This window comes from Roseobacter denitrificans OCh 114 (assembly GCF_000014045.1).
Classification (GTDB): domain Bacteria; phylum Pseudomonadota; class Alphaproteobacteria; order Rhodobacterales; family Rhodobacteraceae; genus Roseobacter; species Roseobacter denitrificans.
In genome coordinates, this window is sequence record NC_008209.1 from 1,810,174 (window position 1) to 1,828,295 (window position 18,122).

The 18,122-nt window shown below is 58.3% G+C and carries 21 protein-coding genes; 6 read left to right on the forward strand and 15 right to left on the reverse strand.

What is annotated here, in order from left to right; all coding sequences use genetic code 11:
- Nucleotide 1: 1 nt before the first annotated feature.
- The 12 genes from RD1_RS08760 to secG form a co-directional block, all read right to left on the reverse strand.
- The gene (locus RD1_RS08760) at nucleotides 2–1,336 is read right to left on the reverse strand and encodes a glutamine synthetase family protein (protein WP_011568122.1); all 1,335 of its coding nucleotides are present in this window, start codon (nucleotides 1,334–1,336) and stop codon (nucleotides 2–4) included.
- A gap of 87 nt (nucleotides 1,337–1,423) precedes the next feature.
- Nucleotides 1,424–2,230: an ABC transporter permease gene (locus RD1_RS08765; protein ID WP_044033036.1), complete on the reverse strand. Its 807-nt coding sequence runs from the start codon at nucleotides 2,228–2,230 to the stop codon at nucleotides 1,424–1,426.
- Nucleotides 2,227–3,111 carry an ABC transporter permease gene (locus tag RD1_RS08770; RefSeq protein WP_171959993.1) on the reverse strand — a complete coding sequence of 295 codons (885 nt, stop codon included), beginning with the start codon at nucleotides 3,109–3,111 and terminating at the stop codon, nucleotides 2,227–2,229. Before RD1_RS08770 ends, RD1_RS08765 begins: the two co-directional genes overlap by 4 nt.
- Before the next feature lie 59 nt (nucleotides 3,112–3,170).
- Nucleotides 3,171–3,899, reverse strand: a complete 729-nt coding sequence (locus RD1_RS08775) for a transporter substrate-binding domain-containing protein (RefSeq protein ID WP_011568125.1) — start codon at nucleotides 3,897–3,899, stop codon at nucleotides 3,171–3,173.
- Between the two features lie 27 nt (nucleotides 3,900–3,926).
- On the reverse strand, nucleotides 3,927–4,676 hold the full coding sequence (locus RD1_RS08780; RefSeq protein WP_044033037.1) for an ABC transporter ATP-binding protein: 750 nt from the start codon (nucleotides 4,674–4,676) through the stop codon (nucleotides 3,927–3,929).
- A gap of 138 nt (nucleotides 4,677–4,814) precedes the next feature.
- Nucleotides 4,815–5,570, reverse strand: coding sequence for a phosphate/phosphite/phosphonate ABC transporter substrate-binding protein (locus tag RD1_RS08785; protein ID WP_011568127.1), 756 nt, complete (start codon nucleotides 5,568–5,570; stop codon nucleotides 4,815–4,817).
- Complete coding sequence (locus RD1_RS08790) at nucleotides 5,567–6,007, reverse strand: TerB family tellurite resistance protein (protein ID WP_011568128.1); 441 nt, start codon at nucleotides 6,005–6,007, stop codon at nucleotides 5,567–5,569. The genes RD1_RS08785 and RD1_RS08790 overlap by 4 nt, the downstream gene beginning before the upstream one ends.
- A gap of 38 nt (nucleotides 6,008–6,045) precedes the next feature.
- A complete protein-coding gene (locus RD1_RS08795) occupies nucleotides 6,046–6,483 on the reverse strand; it encodes a TerB family tellurite resistance protein (RefSeq protein WP_044033038.1) in 438 nt (145 codons plus the stop codon).
- A gap of 212 nt (nucleotides 6,484–6,695) precedes the next feature.
- On the reverse strand, nucleotides 6,696–7,487 hold the full coding sequence (locus RD1_RS08800; protein WP_011568131.1) for a 23S rRNA (adenine(2030)-N(6))-methyltransferase RlmJ: 792 nt from the start codon (nucleotides 7,485–7,487) through the stop codon (nucleotides 6,696–6,698).
- Between the two features lie 128 nt (nucleotides 7,488–7,615).
- Nucleotides 7,616–8,254, reverse strand: a complete 639-nt coding sequence (locus RD1_RS08805) for a VPLPA-CTERM sorting domain-containing protein (RefSeq protein ID WP_253186823.1) — start codon at nucleotides 8,252–8,254, stop codon at nucleotides 7,616–7,618.
- 324 nt (nucleotides 8,255–8,578) lie between these two features.
- Entirely contained in the window at nucleotides 8,579–10,222 is a 1,644-nt protein-coding gene (locus RD1_RS08810) for a CTP synthase (RefSeq protein ID WP_011568133.1), read from the reverse strand.
- A gap of 177 nt (nucleotides 10,223–10,399) precedes the next feature.
- Complete coding sequence (gene secG, locus RD1_RS08815) at nucleotides 10,400–10,765, reverse strand: preprotein translocase subunit SecG (RefSeq protein WP_011568134.1); 366 nt, start codon at nucleotides 10,763–10,765, stop codon at nucleotides 10,400–10,402.
- 263 nt (nucleotides 10,766–11,028) lie between these two features.
- On the opposite strand from secG, the gene nthA reads away from it, so the two are divergent.
- Genes nthA through RD1_RS08835 form a run of 3 tightly spaced genes read left to right on the forward strand, consistent with a single transcriptional unit; the run spans nucleotide 11,029 to nucleotide 12,643 of the window.
- The gene (nthA, locus tag RD1_RS08825; RefSeq protein ID WP_011568135.1) at nucleotides 11,029–11,661 is read left to right on the forward strand and encodes a nitrile hydratase subunit alpha; all 633 of its coding nucleotides are present in this window, start codon (nucleotides 11,029–11,031) and stop codon (nucleotides 11,659–11,661) included.
- Entirely contained in the window at nucleotides 11,658–12,332 is a 675-nt protein-coding gene (gene nthB, locus RD1_RS08830; RefSeq protein WP_011568136.1) for a nitrile hydratase subunit beta, read from the forward strand. Before nthA ends, nthB begins: the two co-directional genes overlap by 4 nt.
- Nucleotides 12,329–12,643, forward strand: coding sequence for a nitrile hydratase accessory protein (locus tag RD1_RS08835; RefSeq protein WP_044033040.1), 315 nt, complete (start codon nucleotides 12,329–12,331; stop codon nucleotides 12,641–12,643). Before nthB ends, RD1_RS08835 begins: the two co-directional genes overlap by 4 nt.
- A 24-nt stretch (nucleotides 12,644–12,667) precedes the next feature.
- On the opposite strand, the gene RD1_RS08840 is transcribed toward RD1_RS08835, so the two are convergent.
- Nucleotides 12,668–13,063, reverse strand: coding sequence for a DUF6524 family protein (locus RD1_RS08840; RefSeq protein ID WP_044033041.1), 396 nt, complete (start codon nucleotides 13,061–13,063; stop codon nucleotides 12,668–12,670).
- A gap of 173 nt (nucleotides 13,064–13,236) precedes the next feature.
- Here RD1_RS08840 and RD1_RS08845 point away from each other — a divergent pair, with 173 nt between their 5' ends.
- Both RD1_RS08845 and RD1_RS08850 read left to right on the forward strand, forming a co-directional pair.
- Entirely contained in the window at nucleotides 13,237–14,532 is a 1,296-nt protein-coding gene (locus RD1_RS08845) for an adenylosuccinate synthase (RefSeq protein WP_044033042.1), read from the forward strand.
- A gap of 11 nt (nucleotides 14,533–14,543) precedes the next feature.
- Complete coding sequence (locus RD1_RS08850; protein WP_011568140.1) at nucleotides 14,544–14,768, forward strand: DUF2842 domain-containing protein; 225 nt, start codon at nucleotides 14,544–14,546, stop codon at nucleotides 14,766–14,768.
- Nucleotides 14,769–14,785: 17 nt separating this feature from the next.
- Here RD1_RS08850 and RD1_RS08855 read toward each other — a convergent pair whose 3' ends face one another.
- Nucleotides 14,786–16,429, reverse strand: a complete 1,644-nt coding sequence (locus RD1_RS08855) for a hypothetical protein (protein ID WP_011568141.1) — start codon at nucleotides 16,427–16,429, stop codon at nucleotides 14,786–14,788.
- 138 nt (nucleotides 16,430–16,567) lie between these two features.
- Here RD1_RS08855 and RD1_RS08860 point away from each other — a divergent pair, with 138 nt between their 5' ends.
- Nucleotides 16,568–17,278: a thiamine diphosphokinase gene (locus RD1_RS08860; protein ID WP_011568142.1), complete on the forward strand. Its 711-nt coding sequence runs from the start codon at nucleotides 16,568–16,570 to the stop codon at nucleotides 17,276–17,278.
- Here the strand turns inward: RD1_RS08860 and RD1_RS08865 are convergent.
- Complete coding sequence (locus RD1_RS08865) at nucleotides 17,178–18,113, reverse strand: DMT family transporter (RefSeq protein WP_011568143.1); 936 nt, start codon at nucleotides 18,111–18,113, stop codon at nucleotides 17,178–17,180. The genes RD1_RS08860 and RD1_RS08865 overlap by 101 nt on opposite strands.
- Nucleotides 18,114–18,122: the final 9 nt, after the last annotated feature.

The window sequence follows — 18,122 nt, forward strand, 5'->3', positions numbered from 1 at the left end:
TCTACACCGTGTCCAGATAGATGGTGACCTGTTCCTGCGGCGACAATTCGGCCATGTATTTCAACTCCTGCCGTTTGGTCAGCACGAAATTGCGGATCAGGTCGGGGGCAAAAATGCGCGCCACCTGTTCGTCGGTTTCAAAGAGGTCAATCGCGCTTTGCCAGTCGCCGGGGATTTGCGGCAGGTCTGCGGCATAGGCATTCCCGGTGATTGGGGCGGGGGGGGCCTGCGCGTCTTCGATCCCATTGAGGGCAGCACCCAAAACGGCGGCAAGCATCAGATAGGGGTTCACATCCCCGCCCGCCACCCGGTGTTCGATGCGCCGCGCCGCGGGGCTGCCTGACGGAATCCGTATGGCGGATGTGCGGTTTTCATAGGCCCAACTGATGCCAGTGGGCGCATGCGATCCCGGCACCATCCGATCAAAGCTGTTGGCATGGGGCGCAAACACCAAGGCCGAGCCGGGCATCGCCTTGAGGCACCCCGCCACCGCATGACGCAGCACATCGGTGCCCGCCTCGCCCCCGTCGTCAAAGACATTGTTGCCCGCGCCATCCAGCACGGAGAAATGGATGTGCAGGCCGGACCCGGCGTAATCTTCATAGGGTTTGGCCATGAAACTGGCGGCAAACCCATGCCGCCGCGCCATGCCCTTGACCAGCATCTTGAACAGCCACGCGTCATCCGCCGCCCTGAGCGCATCATCGCAATGCATCAGGTTGATCTCGAACTGGCCGAGCCCAGCTTCGGAAATCGCTGTGTCTGCCGGAATGTCCATTTCCTCGCAGGCGTCATAAAGGTCGGTGAAAAACGCATCGAACTGATCCAGCGCGCGCAGCGACAGGATTTCTCCGGCGACGCGCCGCTTGCCGGAGCGTGGCGATGGTGGCACCTGCAGCGTGCGCCCGGAATCGTCAATCAGGAAGAACTCCAGCTCCACCGCACAGACCGGCGTCAGCCCGCGCGCCCTATAGCGCTCAACCACCGCATTCAGCGCGTGGCGGGGATCGCCTGCATAGGGTCGCCCGTCTTCGTGAAACATCCAGATCGGCAAAAGCGCCGAGGGCGCATCGAGCCACGGCATGGGCATGAACCCCCGCTCGGTCGGTTTCAGCACGCCGTCGCGGTCGCCGGTTTCATAGACCAGCGGGCTGTCGTCGATATCCTCACCCCAGATGTCGAGGTTCAGAACCGACATGGGGAACCGCGTGCCGCCTTCCACCGCTTTATCTGCATAGCGCGACGGAATGCGTTTGCCGCGCGCCTGACCGTTGAGGTCGGACGCCGCCACCCGGATCGTGCGGACCTGTGGATTTTTTCGAAGCCAATTGTTCATACAGCACCAGTCTTGAGCGCTGGTCATAAGGGTGCGGCGTCCCGTACCACGGCCAGCGCCACGGATAATTTGATCAAATTATGGATACTACCGGATCAGGTTGGGACGCAACCTCAATTTCGGTCTGATGTCCTGCGGCAAATGACGGTTCAGCCGCGCATTGACCAGCCCGAATATCCCCACAACGATCAGCGTGAGCACGATGAAATACCCCGCGAGGATCGGGTAGGGGATAAAGGGATTGAAGGTTTTATCGGCAAAGTAGCTTGCGTAATAAAGCGCATCGCCGCGTTGTTGCCACGCCGGGAAGCCGGACAGGAAAACGAGCGCCGTGGCATGAAACAAAAAGATCGCCTCATTGGTGTAGGCAGGCCATGCCAGCCGCAGCATGGTGGGCCAGATCACACGCCGGAACCGGGGCCAGCCGGTCATGCCGTATGCATCTGCGGCCTCCGTGTCGCCCTTGGGTATGGACTGCAGCGCGCCGTAAAAGATCTCGCCCGAATAGGCGGCCGTGTTGAGGAACAGAACGATCAACGCTCCCAGCCAGGCGGCTGTGAAGGGGTCGAATATGGGTGATACCGATTTGAGGCTCAGAAAGAGAAAGTAGCCAAAAAAGAACTGGATAAACAGCGGCGAGCCGCGAAAGATAAAGATGAACCACTCAGATGGTTTGCGGAAAATCCTGCGAGGGGACGCCTTGCCGACAGCCACGGCGGTCGCCAGAAAAAAGCCGCAGATCAATGCAACAACACCGAAATAGATGTTCCAGATCATGCCGGAGCCGATCAGTGTAAACTGTTGGCACAGTGTGAAATCATCGCGGGGCAGCAACCGCTCCCCGATCCCGATCGCGCGCAGGCCATAATCCTGAATGGTTTGCCAGCAACTCATGCGGCGGCCTTTCGTTGCGCTTCACCGGCGGCGGTTGCCTGACCGTGGGTCAGGCGGGCCATGACCCGTTCAAGCACGATCTCGGAGACGCGCGTGAACAGCAGATAAAAGACCAGAAGCGCAAGGAAATACCACATGCGCCAGTCGCCATGCGGATAATCCGTGAAGCGAGGCGTCTTGGTCCCACCCAATTCGCGGGCCCAATAGACGATGTCTTCGACACCCAGCAGGAAGAGCAGCGGCGTGGCCTTGATCAGCACCATCCAGAGATTGGACAGACCCGGCAGCGCATAGACCCACATCTGCGGCACCAACACCCGCCAAAAGGTCTGGCGGCGCGACATGCCATAAGCCTCGGCAGTTTCAAGTTGGCTGCGCGGCACAGCCCGCATCGCCCCGAACAGAACGTTGGCGGCAAAGGCGCCGAAGACAATGGCGAATGTCAGCACCGCAAGCGCAAAGCCATAGCTCTCATGGACCCACTGCGGGGCCGAGCCCAAGGGCATTTTCGCCGCCTGACAGACGACAAAATCGTTCCCCTGCCGGATTGGTTCCGACCAGTCGGGGCAGAGTGCCTTGTGTCTGAGATATTCGATCCCCTGATCCAGCGCGATGACGAAAAACAGGAAAAAGGCGATATCCGGCACGCCGCGCACCACGGCAATGTAGGATTTGCCAAACCACCGCAGGGGCGCAATGTTTGAGCGTGCAGCGGATGCGCCGCCAAACCCGAATGCCAAAGCCACGGGGGCCGTGATGGCCAGCAGCAGAAGAACCGTCAGCACCGACCAATAGAGCGACATGTGTTTGGGTGTCGTCAGATAACACGACATCCATTGCCAGTCGGGCAGAATACTCGGGTCTGTGCAAAAGCTGAAAATAATCTAACTCGCTTGAAAGAAAACCGGCGCACGATGAGGCGCGCGCCGGTTTGAGTGAATCAGAACTGTTCCAGATCGGGCAACCACTTGCCGATCAGGGCGTTCAGGCTGCCGTCTTCCTTCATGGAGCGGATGGCCACGTTGAACTTTTCCTTAAGTTCCGTGTCGCTTTCGCGCAGGCCCAGACCAATGCCGCCACCGATCATGACGTTTTGTTCCAGCAACATCAGCTCCGGATCGGCGTTGGCCAGTTCGGCCAGAAAGGCTTTGTCCGCCAGTACCGCATCCGCTTCGCCATTTTTCACGGCAGAAACGGTTTCTTCGGGCGTGGCGAATTCAACCAGAACTGCACCAGAGGAGGCGATGAAGCTGGCCTGAATGGTGTTGGCCTGTGCAGCGATCACACCGTTTTCAAGGTCCACATCCGCAGAGGTCGCCAGATAGGCAGAGGGATCAGGAAGCGTATATTGCTCCGAAAAATCAATAACTTCATCGCGCTCATCCGTAACGGACATACCCGCGATGATGACATCATAGTTGCCGGAAACGAGGTTGGGGATGATGCTGTCCCATTCGTTTGTGACCCATTCGCAGGTCAGCTCGGCACGCGCGCAGAGTTCATCTCCAAGTTCGCGCTCAAACCCGTCGACTTCACCGGCGTCATTGAGGAAATTATACGGAGGGTAGGCGCCTTCCGTGCCGAGGCGCACGGTTTTGCCGTGACCATCCGCAAGTGCCATACCAGCTGTCAGGGCCAGTGTGGCGGTCGTCAGGATAAGTGTTTTCATATTAGTACTCCCGTTTTTATTTTTTGCTTACGCTGCCTGGGTCGCAGAGAGAAACCCGCGCAGGCGTTCCGATTTGGGTGCGCCGAACAGCGTTTCCGGCGGCCCTTGTTCTTCTACCAGACCTTGATGCAGAAAGATCACATGATCTGACACATCGGCGGCCAGTTTCATATCATGCGTCACGATCAACATGGTGCGGCCTTCCTTGGCTAGGTCCTTGATGACCTTGACCACCTCTTGTTCAAGCTCCGGGTCCAGCGCGGAGGTCGGCTCATCAAAGAGCAGCGCTTCCGGCTCCATGCAGAGCGCGCGCGCAATCGCTGCGCGCTGTTGCTGACCGCCAGAAAGCTGCGCCGGGTAGACGTCGCATTTGTCACCGATGCCAACCTTGTCCAGATATGCGCGCGCGGCTTTTTCCACCTGCTCCCGATCCCGCTTGAGGACGGTCACCGGCGCTTCCATCACGTTTTGCAGGATGGTCATATGCGCCCAGAGGTTGAATTGCTGAAACACCATGCTGAGGTTCGTGCGAATGCGCAAAACCTGATCGCTGTCCGCAGGGCGGCGGGCATGACCCTCGCCTTTCCACGTGACCTGTTCCCCTTTGAACAGAATGTCACCTTGCTGGCTGTCCTCCAGCAGGTTGCAACACCGCAGCAACGTGGATTTTCCTGAACCGGAGGAGCCAATAAGCGATATCACATGCCCTTTGGGGGCTGTGATGTCGACACCCTTGATCACCTCAAGAGACCCATAGGCCTTATGCAGGTTTTTCATTTCAATGACTGGCGCGTTTGGCTTCACTGACGATGTCTCTGGCTTGTTTCGCTAAAACATAAGGGAGGAATTTTGCCGGTTTGGCAACTTTGAAAGTGCGGATTCTCAGTTTCCCCAAGGTCAATATGACCGTTTACGTCACGTATCGCAGTCCTGTGCTGGCGGCTGTGGCACAGCGAGATAGGCCGACCTCGGAATGTACACGATGTTTTTGATCATCAATGCTGCGCGCACATCCGGGTCCAATCCTGCAATAGCTTGCGTGATGGCGGCGAAAAGCGCCCGAGGGTCCTGCGCGCGCGCGCAGACATAGGGCAACCCCGGTGTCGGCGAGGTGGAGGCGAGCACGCGCAGAGTGCCGGTAAGATCCGTGTCGCGGTCCAGCAAGGCCCATGTCACCGCGTCGATAGCCGCGATATCCGCCATGCCGGTGCTGACAGCTTCGACAGAAGCGCGATGTGCCTTTGTGTCCAAACAGTTGGTTGCAAAACTGAAACCGGCGTCGTGGTCAATGAGGTGTTGCTCCGCAGCTGCCCATCCGGATTGAGATCGCACATCATTGCGGGCAAAGCGCGCACCTGCGAAATCCGCGATGTGTGTTCTCTTGTCTGTGGCGCGTACAATGAGATGTGACCGGTAATAGCCCGGCGGGCAATCGGTCACCCCGTAATCCGGTGTCCCGACCAGCAAGACCGACCGGTGCAGGCCGCTGCGATAGGGAAGACCGCAGGTTTGGGATAAAATCAGGTCGTCTCTTTCCCAACATGCGTGTGGGTCCATGTCGCGGCGCAACTGGAGAGGTCCGCGCCCGTAATGATGGCGGATGGCTTGCCAATATGTATCATGCGCCGCACGGGTATGCGGGCTTTCATACATGGGCAGACTGGCGATCATGCCTGCGGGTTTATTTCCTGTCGCGCCAAAGCGCTGTCGCGGTCGCTGATGCCCAGAAAGTTCGTGACCATGCGCACCAAAGCGTCTTCTTCCTCGGCCCGCGCACCATCTGCCAGCACCACTTCCCACAGCGCTTTGACCACCGACAGGCGGTCATCATAGGGGACGGCGTCTTTGATCGCGCGGGTAAAGCGGACGGTATCGGGCGCCTCGGCTTCGAGCGCTTCGGCCTCTTCGCGCAGGGCACTGACAGCACCCGGCCCGAGGCCGTAACGACGCGCTGTTATTCTGTCGATCCGCTCGCGCTCTTCGCTGCTGTAGTCATTGTCGGACCGTGCGATCCGAACCAGCAAAGCGGTCAATGCAAGACGTGCGTCCTCATCGGGGAAGTCTTCGGCGTCAGACTGGGTCAGTCTTTTCAGGAAATCAGCAAACATGTGGAATGATATAAATACCTTTCCCGGACGTGCCAATCTCAATCGTCATTGAGGGCCGTTTTACGCGCTTGGGCGATATCTTCTGCGCTCAGGCCCAATGCCTCTTCGATCTGTTCAAGCATGGCTTCTTCATCGTCGGCGCGTTCCCCATCCGCCAGCGCAACCGACCACATCGCTTGTGCGAGGGCACGACGGTCGTCATAGGGCACCTCGTCGCGCAGAATGCGCGCAAACTCGGGGGTGCCTGGGGCGTCCCGCTCCAATGCTTCGCAGGTCGCGCGCAACTTGGCGGCCTCCAGCGGTTTCAGCCCGAAGGTCGCCGCAAGAATACGGTCAATCTGCCCCACCTCGGATGCGCGATATTGCCGATCGGCAAAGGCAACCCGCACAAGCAAAGCGCCAAGTGCAAGCTGTGCATTGGGTTGCGGCAGCGGTTTCGCCTTCGGTTTTCTGCTGGGAAACAGTCGTTCAAACATTTTACGTCTCAACTCACAACGGATCGCATTGCTCTACATCATGCGCATGAGGTGCGCGATTGGGAATAGCGGGGGACAACATACCGAAAGCATCGCATATCATCGAACGTGTTGAAATCTTTGATTGCAGGCAAAGGTGGATGGATCAGGTGTCAATCACACCGATGTGATCTGGTCATGTCGTTGCTTCGCCCTGTGCCGCGTTGAACGCGTTATGAGACAAGCCGCTTGGCCTGCCCAAAATGCGTGCCGAGGCGGGTCATCTCTTCGGCCAGACCATAGGGGGGATTGATCACAAACATGCCAGAGCCGATCATGCCATGCCCCTTTTTGGCAGGCGGAAACGCAACCTCATGGCGCAGCGCGTTGGGGTGATCGCGCTGCAGGCCTTGCAACATGCCAATGTGCTGGCTGACCTTCAGGATCGGGTACCATAGGCAGATCACGCCCACATTCCATGCTTTGTTCAACTTTGCGATCTGCTGCGGAATTTTGCTGTAGTCGGATTTGAGTTCATAACTTGGGTCAATAAGCATCGCGCCACGTCGCGGGGTCGGCGGGCAGATGGAATGCGCCAAGGCAAACCCGTCCATCTTGTAGCATTTTGCGCCGGTTGCGGAGGTATTGAAATCCAATGCCTCAAATTCAGCCGGGTGAAGTTCGGCAAAATGCATCCGGTCACCGGGCCTGAGCAGGGAGGCCGCGATCAGGGGGGAGCCGGGGTAAAACGAGGTCCCGAAATCACGCCGGATTTTGGTCAGGACGGTCGCAAAAGGATGTGTATCGTCGAAAAAGGCGTGGGCTTTCTCTATACCCTGCGCTGCCTCAGCCGTTTTCAGCGCTGCCGGGTCCTGCAGGTCATAAAGCCCGCGGCCCGCATGAGTCTCGATATAGGAAAGCGGTTTGTCCTTGCGCAGCATGTAAGACAAAATCCACGCCAGCAGCACATGTTTATGCACATCGGCAAGATTGCCCGCGTGGTAGATATGTTGGTAGCTTAGCATGATACATCGCTAGAATGAATGACACGCCTGCACAACAGGAAAGCGGCAGGATGATGTATGGGGCCAAGACATGAAAAAAGCGCCCCGATGAAACATCGGAGCGCCCTTTGTAAGACCTAAAGCCGTGTTCAGGCTTTTTTGTTCTTCCGGCGACGTGCCACGCCTGCCAGAGCAGCCATACCACCGATCAACAGCAGCGAAGATGCTGGCAGTGGAACGGGGCTGATCGCTGCGCCGTCAATTGTGAAACCGTCGTTTGCCGACGTTTCGATGTTCACGGTTGCCGCGTTTACAGCTGTTCCGAAAGAAACAACAACAATGCTTTCGTTTCCGTTGCCGAGGTTGTCGAATGTCTCAGTCACACCGTCAGCCGAAACTGCCAACTTCTTCGCGCCTGCATCCGCCGCATCTTGGATCGCGAAAACGAGGGAGTCAAAGAACGTCCCACCCGCCAGAGCAGCTTGCCAGATTACGCCGAGCGTATCGTTGGAGTTGATTGACCAATCACCGGCAGCAGGCACCAAGTTCCCCTGACCGTTCTGGCCTGGATCTTCTTGCAGAGCGATGTTCGTGCAATTATCGCCATTGAGATCAAGCGCGCCACAAGTGGAACCGTTGCCGATTGGCCCGATTGTTGTGAACGTACCAACGGAAGTTCCAAGCACACCCTGGATTTCGCCTTCTGTGGTGCCGCCCGTGCCGTCAACGTTAGCGCCATTTTCGAACAAGCCGGTCAGCGTGCTCTGATCTTCGAAGTCTTCGATCACAGCGCTGCTGGTCAGGCTGTTGAAGTCAGCAATTGTAAAGGTCTGAATAGAGATCGACGTTGCATGTGCAACCGATCCAAATGAAAGCAGCGCCGCTGCTGCAACTGTCGTTCTAAGCATGAGTTACCTCGTTAAAAATGTAATTGTGACGTTAATATCTCGTTAATCCCCGTTAATTTCAAGCGAAAACGCGCCGATTAAGATAATGCGGTTAATTTTTGTTGCTTTTTCTATCGCCTTGATTGCGTGGGTATAAAAAGTGCGACTCTAGGTAGTAATTCGCGCACGCAACACGGGAATTACCCGCAATAAAACCACTCTTAATCAAACGAGGCGGCTGTTTTCTTTGGCGGCACGGATGAAATCGGCGAACAGGGGGTGCGGATCAAAGGGTTTCGACTTCAATTCCGGGTGAAATTGCACGCCGATGAACCATGGATGATTCGGCCATTCGATGATTTCTGGCAGTTTGCCATCAGGGGACATGCCGGAAAACACCAGGCCCGCATCTTCGAGTTGCGCGCGGTACTTGATGTCGACCTCGTAGCGGTGGCGGTGCCGTTCATCAATGGCGGAGGTGTGATAGATATCTGCCACCCGCGTGCCCGGGGTCAGGGCGGCATCATAAGCACCCAGACGCATGGTTCCGCCCTTGTCATCGCCAACCCTGCGCGACACTTTGGCGTTGCCCTGCACCCATTCCTTGAGGTGATAGACAACCGGTTCAAACCGTTTCTTGCCCGCTTCATGGTCGAATTCCTCGGACCCTGCGGCCTTGATGTTGGCCACATTGCGGGCCGCTTCAATCACGGCCATCTGCATGCCGAGGCAAATGCCAAGGTAGGGTACATTGTGCTCGCGTGCATATTGAGCGGCCTTAATCTTGCCTTCGGTGCCGCGTTCTCCAAACCCGCCGGGGACAAGGATCGCGTGGAACCCTTCAAGGTGCGGCGCGACATCCTGCGTGTCGAAGACTTCGGCGTCGACCCATTCCACGATCACCTTGACGCGGTTCGCCATTCCGCCGTGGGTCAGCGCCTCGGCAATGGATTTATACGCATCCTCAAGCTGCGTGTATTTGCCGACGATGGCCACTTTGACTTCGCCTTCGGGATTATGCACCCGGTCCGACACATCCCGCCATACCGTCAGGTCGGGTTTGGGCGCGGGTGAGATGTCAAACGCATCCAGAACAGCCTGATCAAGCCCCTGTTCGTGATAGGCAAGCGGCGCGTCGTAGATGGTTTTCAGATCATAGGCCGCCACAACGGCTTCCTTGCGCACGTTGCAGAACAGCGCGATTTTTTCCCGTTCCTTTTCCGGAATCGGGTGTTCGGAGCGGCAGACAAGGATATCGGGCGCAATGCCGATGGATTGCAGTTCTTTGACCGAATGCTGCGTCGGTTTGGTTTTCAACTCGCCTGAGGCGGCAAGATAGGGCAGCAAGGTCAGGTGCATAAAGATGCATTGCCCGCGCGGCTTGTCATGGGTGAACTGCCGGATCGCTTCAAAGAATGGTAAGCCTTCGATATCACCGACCGTCCCGCCGATTTCACACAGCATGAAATCAACCTCATCGTCGCCGATGGCGATGAAATCCTTGATCTCATTCGTCACATGGGGGATCACCTGTATGGTTTTGCCCAGGTAATCACCGCGCCGTTCCTTTTCCAGAACCGTGGAATAAATCCGCCCGGAAGATACGGAATCAGTGCTGCGCGCCGCGACACCGGTGAAACGCTCATAGTGTCCCAGATCAAGGTCGGTTTCCGCGCCATCATCCGTAACAAAAACCTCACCGTGTTCAAAGGGTGACATCGTGCCGGGGTCAACATTCAGATAGGGGTCGAGCTTGCGTAATCTGACCGAGAAACCACGCGCCTGCAGCAAGGCACCCAGAGCCGCCGAGGCCAGCCCTTTTCCAAGCGACGAAACCACGCCACCGGTGATGAAAATATATCGTGCCATTGCTTGAGCTGCTCCCGTGCGTCGCCGCGAATTAAAGTCCGTTTCGCGAAATTTCGACTGCGAAAAGTCGCAGCACCACGGGAGTAAAGTTTATCAGGATTCGTGCGGGCAAAGCAAGGCCACTCGCAATATGATGTTGCAAAATCCTGACAATTCTCAAGGTGTTGTAGTGCTATGTCAGTCCAGCGTCGGCACCAAAGGCGCGTTCTCATCTGCCGAGGGGGGCAGCAAGAGGTCACTGTCGGGCAGTGCGGGCGTCTCGCCGCGATCCGCCGCCGGTGGCGTCACGCCGAGGCGGTCAATCACCGAAGATCCCGATGCGTTCTCAGCCGCAAATATCGTCAGCGTGATCGAGGTACAGATAAAAGCAATCGCCAGCAGCCATGTGACCTTGCCCAGGGCGGTAGCCGCCGCGCGTCCGGTCATGGCGCCACCACCACCGCCACCCATGCCAAGGCCACCCCCCTCGGAACGCTGCAGCAGTACGACTGCGATCAGCCCCAAAGCGAGGATAAGGTGTATGATCAGGACGACGTTTTCCATGAAGGACCTGTGGGGTTCAAAGCGACTTTGGGCGTATCTAGGCAAGTTTGTCCCCACCCGCAAGGGAGGATTCCAATCGAGGTTGCCGCAACAGGTCGATTGCGGCCCCTCGCAAGCCTCGATCGTGCTGCGCGAACCGGTTGATATTGCCTCTCACTTCGGCCTTTGCCGGCATGAAGCCCGGGGCCCTTTGGTGGCCAGGTTCAGCATTTGCCATCCAAAGCGACTGGACAAACATGGCCGCTTGGACGCATCCTTGCGTCATGCCGCATGATCACGATGACCACACTCACCCGCATACTCTGCTGCCCAGCGACCCTGCGCTGCGCATCAAGGCTCTGGAAACGCTGCTGACCCGAAAAGGGCTGATTGATCCGCAAGCGCTGGATGCGATCATTGATACCTATGAAAACAGGATCGGCCCGCGCAACGGAGCGCATGTGGTGGTCAAAGCATGGACGGACCCCGCGTTCCGCGCCGCCTTGCTGGAGGATGCTACAAAGGTCGTGTCCGAACTGGGATATTATGGGCGTCAGGGCGAACATATGGTGGCCGTTGAAAACACGGATAGCGTTCATAACATGGTCGTGTGCACCCTGTGCAGCTGTTATCCTTGGCCGCTGCTCGGCATTCCGCCGACTTGGTATAAATCGGATGCGTATCGCGCCCGCGCGGTACGCGAGCCGCGAAAGGTGCTGGCGGACTTTGGGGTCGCCTTGCCCTCTGACGTGGCCGTGCGCGTCTGGGACAGCACAGCCGAGGTGCGCTATCTGGTCATTCCGCGACGTCCCGATGGCACCGACGGATTGGATGAGAAGGCCTTGATGGACCTCGTCACCCGCGACAGCATGATCGGCACGGGCCTCGCGCACTACCCCGCGGCGGGCACGACATGACACGTCCGCACGACATGGGCGGGCGGTATGGCGACGGCCCTGTCATACCGGAAAATGAGAACCTGCGCTTCAAAGAGGACTGGCATGCGCGTGCCTTGGCCGTGACGCTGGCCTCTGGCAGTCTGGGTCAGTGGAACATCGACATCTCACGGCACGCGCGTGAAAAACTCTCCCCCACGGATTATGCGCGCTTTAGCTATTACGAAAAATGGATAGCCGGGTTGGCCGATTTGCTGGTGCACAGTGGTGTTGTCGATCCACGTGAGTACGCGGGCGCGGACCCGGTGCCAAGCCCTCTGGCGGATCGGGCCTTGCGCGCGCAAGACGTGGACAAAGTGCTTGCAACTGGCGGGCCTGCGGACCGACCGTCGCAGGTTCCACAGCTTTTCAGTGTCGGCGACGCCGTCAAAACGCGAAAGGTTGCGGCGAACTGCCTTGTCGATGGCGGCCACACGCGCTTGCCGCGCTACGCGGCGGGGATGCGGGGCCGCATCGTCCGTTTCCACGGTACGCATGTCTTGCCGGACAGTGCGGCGCATCGGCTTGGCGATGCACCCGAACCGCTTTACGCTGTTGCTTTTCGCGCCGCCGAACTCTGGGCGCATCCTGAGCATCCGGAGGATGAAGTCGTGCTGGATCTGTGGCAAAGCTATCTGGTGGCGGACGCATGACACCGCCGGAACCTGTGTTTTCAGAACCCTGGCACGCGCAGGTTTTCGCCGTCACCGTGCGGTTGAATGAAACGGGCCATTTGCCTTGGCCCGAGTGGGCGGCGGCCTTTTCGCGTACACTCAAGCGCCATGGGTTGAGCAAAGAACTGGATGGCGGTGACGACTACTTTCTGGCCTGGCTCGAAACGCTTGAAAAGGTGCTGGTGTCCAAGGGCATGGCTGAAACATCCGATATTACCGCAATCAAGGCCGCCTGGGAAACGGCCTATCTGCGCACACCACATGGAAAGCCCGTGCATCTGGCGGATTGATTGCCTGCCTGATGGCAGTTTTGATCAATCCTCAACGTCATCCACATCCGTTTGCCCGGAAAGCGCGCGCCGCACATGGCTCCACCCGAGCCCGATGCCCAAAACGGCAGACAAGGCAAAGAGCGCAAGCCAGACGTTGAGGTTCTGGTTGTCCAGCGACAGAACGCCAAAATCATGCAGGACCCAGACCGAGGCCGCGAAAATTCCAAGGATCAGCGCCATGCCAAGCGGCCCGATGGATCTCAGCGTTGCACGCAGGAAGATGATATAGCCAACGGCCAGAACCAGCCCCACAAGGACGGCGACGGACAGGTTTTGCGCACCGTGCGTCTGTAGCCACATGATATAGTTGTATTGGGTCGGGTTGAAGGTGGCTGCCAAGAGCACGAACGCGCCCATCCAACGTGTGAGTATGCCCATGGTTTCAATCCGTCCGGTTGTATCCTTGCGCCGGAAGCGGGGCTTGCGGCTCGCACACGTCTATTACCGTTCCACGGTGCCGCGTCAATTGAGCGGCCTGCATTTTGCGGTTTCGCCCCGGCGCAGGCCTCGCTATACGGGCGCGGGTTTTATCCGAAAACAAAGGACCAGATATGGCAAACGTCGTCGTTGTGGGCGCTCAGTGGGGCGACGAAGGAAAAGGCAAGATCGTCGACTGGCTGTCTGAACGCGCCGATGTGATCGCGCGCTTTCAGGGCGGTCACAATGCCGGGCATACGCTGGTCATTGATGGCAAGGTCTACAAGCTGAACGCGTTGCCCTCCGGTGTGGTGCGGGGCGGCAAACTGTCTGTTATTGGCAACGGCGTTGTGCTGGACCCTTGGCACCTGATCAAGGAAATCGATATTATCCGCGGGCAGGGCGTCGATATTTCTCCCGAGACCTTGATGATCGCCGAAAACACACCGCTGATCCTGCCCATTCATGGCGAATTGGACCGTGCGCGCGAGGAAGCCGCGAGCAAAGGCACCAAGATCGGTACGACGGGCCGGGGTATTGGCCCCGCCTATGAGGATAAGGTCGGTCGCCGTTCGGTCCGGGTCGCGGATCTGGCCGATACTGCCACGCTCGAAGCGCGGGTGGATCGTGCGCTGCAGCACCACGATCCGCTGCGCAAAGGCCTCGGGATTGAGCCGGTGGACCGGGACGCGCTGGTGGCGCAACTGGTCGAAATTGCACCGCACATCCTCAAGTACGCAGCGCCCGTGTGGAAGGTGCTCAACGAAAAGCGGCGCGCGGGCAAGCGTATTCTGTTTGAGGGCGCACAGGGCGCGCTTTTGGATATCGACTTTGGCACCTATCCCTTTGTAACCTCATCAAACGTGATCGCAGGTCAGGCGGCCACCGGTGTTGGTGTCGGGCCGGGCGCGATCAACTATGTGCTCGGGATCGTCAAAGCCTATACAACGCGGGTGGGTGAAGGCCCCTTTCCGGCGGAACTGGATGATGCCGACGGCCAGCGTCTTGGCGAGCGCGGGCATGAATTTGGCACAGTGACAGGGCGCAAACGGCGCTGTGGCTGGTTTGATGCGGTGCTGGTGCGCCAGACCTGTGCGACATCCGGTGTCAACGGGATTGCCCTGACCAAACTGGATGTTCTGGACGGATTCGAGACGCTCAAGATCTGTGTTGGATATGAGCTGGATGGCAAGCGCATGGATTATTTGCCGACCGCAGCGGACCATCAGGCACGCTGCCGTCCCATTTACGAAGAAATGCCGGGGTGGTCGGATTCCACCGAAGGCGCGCGCAGTTGGGCGGATTTGCCCGCCAACGCGATTAAATATGTGCGCCGTGTTGAAGAGTTGATCGACTGCCCGGTCGCTCTACTTTCTACTTCGCCGGAGCGGGAAGACACCATCCTCGTCACGGATCCGTTTGCCGATTGATAGGGAACCCCATGTCGCTGAGTTACAAAGCCAGACGCCGCCTGACACTGCTGATCCTCCTGATTGGCTTACCGGTCTATATCGTGTCCTGCATCACTGTGATCAACTGGCTTGAACGCCCCTCGCTCTGGGTCGAACTGATTGTCTACGTGGTGCTGGGTGTGTTCTGGGCCTTGCCGTTCAAATTTGTGTTCAAAGGCGTCGGCCAGGCTGATCCGGACCAACACGAAGGCTGAAACAGCCCTCGTTTCGCTCAGCCTTGCGCGGTGACGCGCCGGTCCGGTGTAAATCCGATACCGTCAGATATCGTGAACCAGCCGCCGGTCAGCTTTTTAATCTTCCCGGCGCGCAGCAGTTGACCAAAACAGCGCAATCCTTCTTCTTGATTGAGTTTACGTCTTGCGGTCTGCTCTATGAGGGACATCAATTGCGGACGCGTGAATTGCGCCTTTCCCTCAATCAAACTGACGTATGCTGCGGCGGCTTCCAGCAGTTCTGGCAGGCTCTGCGCGCCAAGCCGTTGCGCATAAGCCGCAAAACCTGTGTCAGCGGCCCATCCCGTGATCTCGGACTGCTGAGCCTTTGGCGTCACGCCCGGCGCATCCACTCGCAGTTCTGCTGCCAGTTTAAGCGGAACGGTGCGCCCGCCTGTTGAACGCGCCCTTGGCGACCCTGCATCGCGCGGGTGAACGACATCCGCAAGATCGCTGCGATAGGCTTGCACGTCCTTGGCGCGGATCACCGCATCATGATCCAGAGACTGGTCGTCGCGACGCGCGGCCACGGCGGCGCGCAGCTGTGAAAAAGCGCGGCGTCGTGTTTGGCCGTCAGGGTGCTTCATCTGGTGATCCGCCTCTGCCATGAGGCGTGACAGGTCATCATCTGCACTCTGTTTGATTTGAGATATCTCTTTGCGTTTTGCACCCGACGCGGGGGGCGGTCCATCGGCGGGCGCGCCTTGGGACAGGGCGGCTTCGGGCTCGTCGGGTGAACCGTCGGTGATCGGCTTGGGGAGGCCGTTGTCCAATGCGGCGTCCACGTCTGATTCCCCGCCATTCTGTTGCGCTACTTCGTCGGTTCTGCCCGCTGCCAGACCATGGTCAGGTGCGTTCCCGTTCTTTTCCAGCGCGCGCAGAACCGCGTCGATATCATCTGCGCCATGCTCTTCGCCCTGCGACTGAACTGACCCATCCACGTGGTCAACGTCTGCTTGCAGCGCCTCTTCGATGTCGTGGGCCGCATTGACAACAATACTGCTGGCATCGCCTGCTGCGCGGCTGCGCAGCGCTCGTGTTTTGTCACCAGCCCGTTCTTGGTGGCAAGGCTCATCCTGTGCATGGGTTTTTTGTCGCGCCACCGCCGCGCGCAGACGCTCTTTTTTCTCCGCAAGGTCATCGGTTGATCGCATGGTGGACCCGGCCACAGGGGTTGCCGTCGCAAGAGGCGCGCCCGGCGGCGGGGCAACACCGGCCCGGAAAGCAACCGCTGCAAAGGCCTGAGCGGTCATTTCCTCTTCCATATCGTCTTGCGTGATCGCCGACGGAGTCGCTGATTTTGCAAAAAAGGCTGCTGCGCTGTCCAAGGCCGTTTGCGCATGGCGCGCCGCCGCGTGCTCAGGCGTTGGCGCGGCGCCATGCACGGTTTGATGTGCATTAAGCGTGATCTTGCCATCTGCTTGCGCCGCCTCGAAAGGTTTGGCCTTGTTTTGACGAGCGACCCGCGCCAGCACCTCTGCATCCGCTTGCAACGGTTCGGCCCCGAAAAACCGGTCCCTTTCTGCAAGGTCGCGAAAGTACTCAGCAATGTCTTTCATCGCATCAAGGGCGTCGTCAAACCCTTCTAAAGTACAGGAAAATGTACCATATGATACGGTAAGCACCTTGCTGTCATCTGTCATCTCATGCGCGTCCCGTGCGTTTTGGTAACAAGGTATTCAACACTGTAAAGAAGCCTCAAGGAGCCACCATTCGTGTTATTCATCGTGCCAGATCATGGCAATATTGTGGCGTGTATCCCCAATGAGCCATAAACTTTCATGACTTATACATGTGTAGAGACGACCAAACCGTTAACCCTGATTGGGGGCGGAGAGGCGACGGCGGATGATCTGGCCAGCGCGCTGGCGCTGGCTCCGACATGCGTTGCGGCCGACAGCGGCGCGCATCTGGCGCTGGAGGCCGGTGTCGATCTGGCCGCCGTCATCGGGGATATGGACTCAATCTCGGCCTCCGCGCGCGCGCGCATCGCGCCACAGCGGTTTCATCACATTGCGGAACAGGACAGCACAGATTTCGACAAGGCACTGCGGCACATCAAAGCGCCTTTGATCATCGCCGTTGGTTTCAGCGGAGGGCGGGTCGATCATGGGCTGGCGGCCTTGAACACGTTGGTGTGCCGGGCGGACCGGCATGTGGTCTTGCTCGGTGCACAGGACATCATTTTCCTGTGCCCGCCCGCCTTCCAGGTGCCAACCCCCGAAGGCACACGGGTGTCGCTATTCCCGATGGGGGCGGTTCAGGGGCGGTCTGAAGGGTTGTTCTGGCCCATCGACGGGATTGATTTTGCGCCCGGTGCGCGGACAGGTACATCAAATCGGGCAACCGGGCCGGTATCGCTTGAAATGGATGCCCCGGTGATGTTGTGCATCATGCCGCGCGCGTTTCTTCAGCCGGTTGTGCAGGCGCTTTCAGCGACAAGGCGATGGCCCGCTCCCGCAGCACCACATAAAGGCCCGCTGCAATCGTAATCATGATGCCAAGGCTTGCCACTGGGTTTGGAAAATCGCCAAACACGATAAAGCCGAGGATCGTGGCAAAGGGTATTTCCAGATATTGCATCGGCGCAAGCGTGGCCGAGGGGGCAAAACGCAGCGACCACGTCATCAGCAGATGCGCGACCGTCCCCAAGACGCCAATGCTCAGCAGTAAGGCCCAGTCATGGGACGACACATTTACAATCCGGAGTTGTAGAAAACTGCTGTTTTGAAAGATCAAAAGAATCGGTAGGATCACAAACACTGCCATCACGCCGCTGACGGCCTGCAGGCTGATTGGATCGGTTTCCTTTGCGATCTGGCGGGTAACCAGCATGAAAAGCGCAAAGTTGATGGCCACGCCAACGGGCAAAAGGGCAGGCCAGCCGACCTGGGCAAAGCTGGGCTGCACGACCAGCAACGTGCCAAGAAACCCCACGGCGCAGGCAATGATACGGCGCGCGCCCACCTCTTCGCCGAGGGCGAATTTACCCAGCACGAGCATGATGAACGGCATCACGAAGGCAATGGCGATCGCATCCGCAAGGGGCAGGTATTTCAACGCGGTAACCATCGCGCCTATGCCAAGAATATGGAGGATAGTGCGCAGGAAAGTCAGCCATGTCACGCGTTTGCTCATGCGCCAGTGCCGATGTGTGAGCCAGACCAGTGGAATCAGCAGCACAGCCTGAACCGCGAAACGGACCAGCACCAACTGGCCGATTGGCACGGTTTGTCCGAGGATTTTCGCAATTGCATCGCCGACTGGCGCAAGCACGCAAAATCCCAGCATCAGCATGATGCCAAGGAAAGGTCGGTCAATTGTCATGCATCAAGC